This is a genomic window from Streptomyces sp. (assembly GCF_035563135.1).
In the GTDB taxonomy this organism is placed as follows: Bacteria; Actinomycetota; Actinomycetes; order Streptomycetales; family Streptomycetaceae; genus Streptomyces.
This window is the reverse complement of the sequence record NZ_DATMVN010000713.1, coordinates 1-2,419: the sequence shown is the minus strand read 5'-3', so window position 1 is coordinate 2,419 and position 2,419 is coordinate 1. Positions and strand designations below refer to the sequence as shown.

Sequence of the window (2,419 nt, the reverse complement as noted above, 5' to 3'; positions counted from 1 at the left end):
AATCCGGACCGGGCTGGCCGCCGCCTCGCAGCTGAGCGGGGTGTGCCTGAAGCCGCCCTCGATGGCGCAGCCTGACGCTGTGGGGGATGTGTCGACCGATCGTAGGAACGCCGCCGCGTTGTGCCGCCCCGAAGCGCGCGTTGCGTCAGGTGACGGGACGTCGCGTCGGCATCCCGGCCGCAGCGGTGTCCCCGTTGCCGTCAGGGACGTCGCCGTCCCCGCCGTGAGGGAGCAGTGGCCAGCGGTGCAGGAGCCCGAGCGTCGCTCGGTGGGGCAGCCGGCGGAGCACGGCCACCGTCGACCGGTCCCTCGCCGAGGGCAAGGTCACCCGACGGTTCCGCTCGAGCGCTCGGATCCCGTGCTCGGCGACCGCGCGCGGGTCATCGAGCGCCGATGACGGCATGCGGCGCAGCGCCTCGGCCAGCCCCGCGTGCGTCATGAACTCGGTCGGCATCGTGCCGGGACACAGGGCAGTGACCGCGACCCCGTGCGGGCGGAGTTCGGTGTGCAGCGCTTCGGTGAAGGCGTACACCGCAGCCTTCGATGCGGCGTAGGTCGCCAATCGGGGCGCCGGCGCCCAGCTGAACAGCGAGCCCACGTTGAGCACCGCACCGCTGCCCCGCCGCACCATCGGAGGAACGAAGTAGCCGCACAGGTCCACGGTCGCCTCGAGATTGAGTCGCAGGACGGCGACCTGCCGCTCAGCCCGGTAGGCGACGAACTCCCCGGCGATGGCCGCGCCGGCGTTGTTGCAGAGGACCGAGATGTCGAGTCCGAGCTCGGCCACGGCGGCCGCGAGTGACTTTCGGGCATCCGGCTCGGTGAGGTCACAGCTGACGGCGTGGACCTGGACACCGTGGCCGGAGAGCGACCGGGCCAGAGCGTCCAGCCGGTCCCGGCGACGGGCGACCAACACCAGGTCGTGTCCTCGCGCGGCCAGGGACCGGGTCAGCTCGGCACCCAGGCCCGACGATGCCCCGGTCACCAGCGCGGCCGAACCCGTGGCCGGCTGCGGCAGCCACGAGGCCCCTCCGCGCCGTCGACGGGGACCGTGGAGCTTCGCTGGCCGGTGGCCGTCCTCCGTGACAGGCATGTCCGTCCTCCCCTGATCGACCGTCCGGACGCTGCTCGCTCCGGGAACCGGGGGCAAGGCAACCCAAGACGTCATGGCGACACCGCAGCAGCCAATGACTCAGTACAGCCGCGGCATGACCTCCCGTCAGCTCCGGGACGAGCACGACGGCGCGGGACATGTCACCTCGTGCACGGTCAGCGGGAGGGCCTGCTGGTGGACAACGGAACAGGGTCGTGGTGTGTCGAGGAGCGTGGCCCGAGTCGCCGCTGTCGCCGATCGCCGCGTGACCGACCTGTCCCCGCAGGTTTCGGCTGAGTTGGTCGCCGGGCCGGGACCGCGCTGGCAGGCGCGCCAGGACGCACACCTGGCCGACCGGCCGCGCCTGCGGGCAACGGGGTTGGTGGAAGGCGTCGGCTGGTGTTCCTCGACCGGCTGTACGGCGCATCGGGGGTTCTCCCTACCGCCGGAACGGGGGATTTCCGTCGCAGATCTGTAGGGACACCTCGATGGTCTCCATTTCCCGGCAAGCGCACTCTTTCCTCACGGCACGAACCGCCGGTTCGGACCGCAACTCCCCCTCACGGAAAGAGGACTCACGATGTCCTTCTACAGCACCTACGTCCCCTTCTACGGCGACGGCGGCAACGGCGGCGTCGCGGTCAACGCCGGCAACATCAACTTCGGCGGCGAGCAGAACAACTCCGCCAGCGCCGACGGCGGCACCGGCGGGCTGTTCGGCGACGGCGGCAACGGCGGCGTCGCGGTCAACGCCGGCAACGTCAACATCGGCGGCCTCCAGGACAACGTCGCCAGCGCCGACGGCGGCGACGCCCTCAGCTTCCTCCTGGTCTGACCCACTCCCCTCCCAGCGGGCCCCGGGCGACCCCCGCCCGGGGCCCGCTCCCCCCGAGTCCTCCGTGTGAACGAGAGACCACAGGTTCAGGCGCTGGAGCGGACCGCACAGCCCTCATCGATGGGGCCTGGACATCCACAGGGACCTGCTTCGACTACACCCCTACGGCACCACGCTGCTTCAACGACCTCGTGCATGGCTGGCTGCACTGATCGGAGACGTTGGTTGAGTGCGTGTGACGACACGATCTGACTGATCCGGTTCGGGGAGGACCTCCGGACGTGGAGTGGAGCGGCTGAAGGCACCCACTTCACGAGCCCGGAGGTCCTCCTGTCCCACGCTCCTGCCGCCCTGACCCCACGCCACCGACTGCGGCTCGGCAGAGCCGTCGTCGAGGACGGCTGGTCGATCTCCTACGCGGCGGCGGTGTTCAACGTCTCCTGGCCCACAGCCAACAAGTGTCCCGTACCGGGTCTGATGGAGGCTCTCAA

The 2,419-nt window shown here is 70.6% G+C and carries 2 protein-coding genes; one reads left to right on the top strand and one right to left on the bottom strand.

Annotated elements, in window-relative coordinates:
- Positions 1-145: 145 nt before the first annotated feature.
- Complete coding sequence (locus tag VN520_RS31655) at positions 146-1,093, bottom strand: SDR family oxidoreductase (protein ID WP_325750371.1); 948 nt, start codon at positions 1,091-1,093, stop codon at positions 146-148.
- Positions 1,094-1,673: 580 nt separating this feature from the next.
- Between VN520_RS31655 and VN520_RS31650 the strand changes: the two genes are divergently transcribed.
- Complete coding sequence (locus VN520_RS31650; protein ID WP_325750370.1) at positions 1,674-1,928, top strand: hypothetical protein; 255 nt, start codon at positions 1,674-1,676, stop codon at positions 1,926-1,928.
- Positions 1,929-2,419 lie beyond the last annotated feature (491 nt).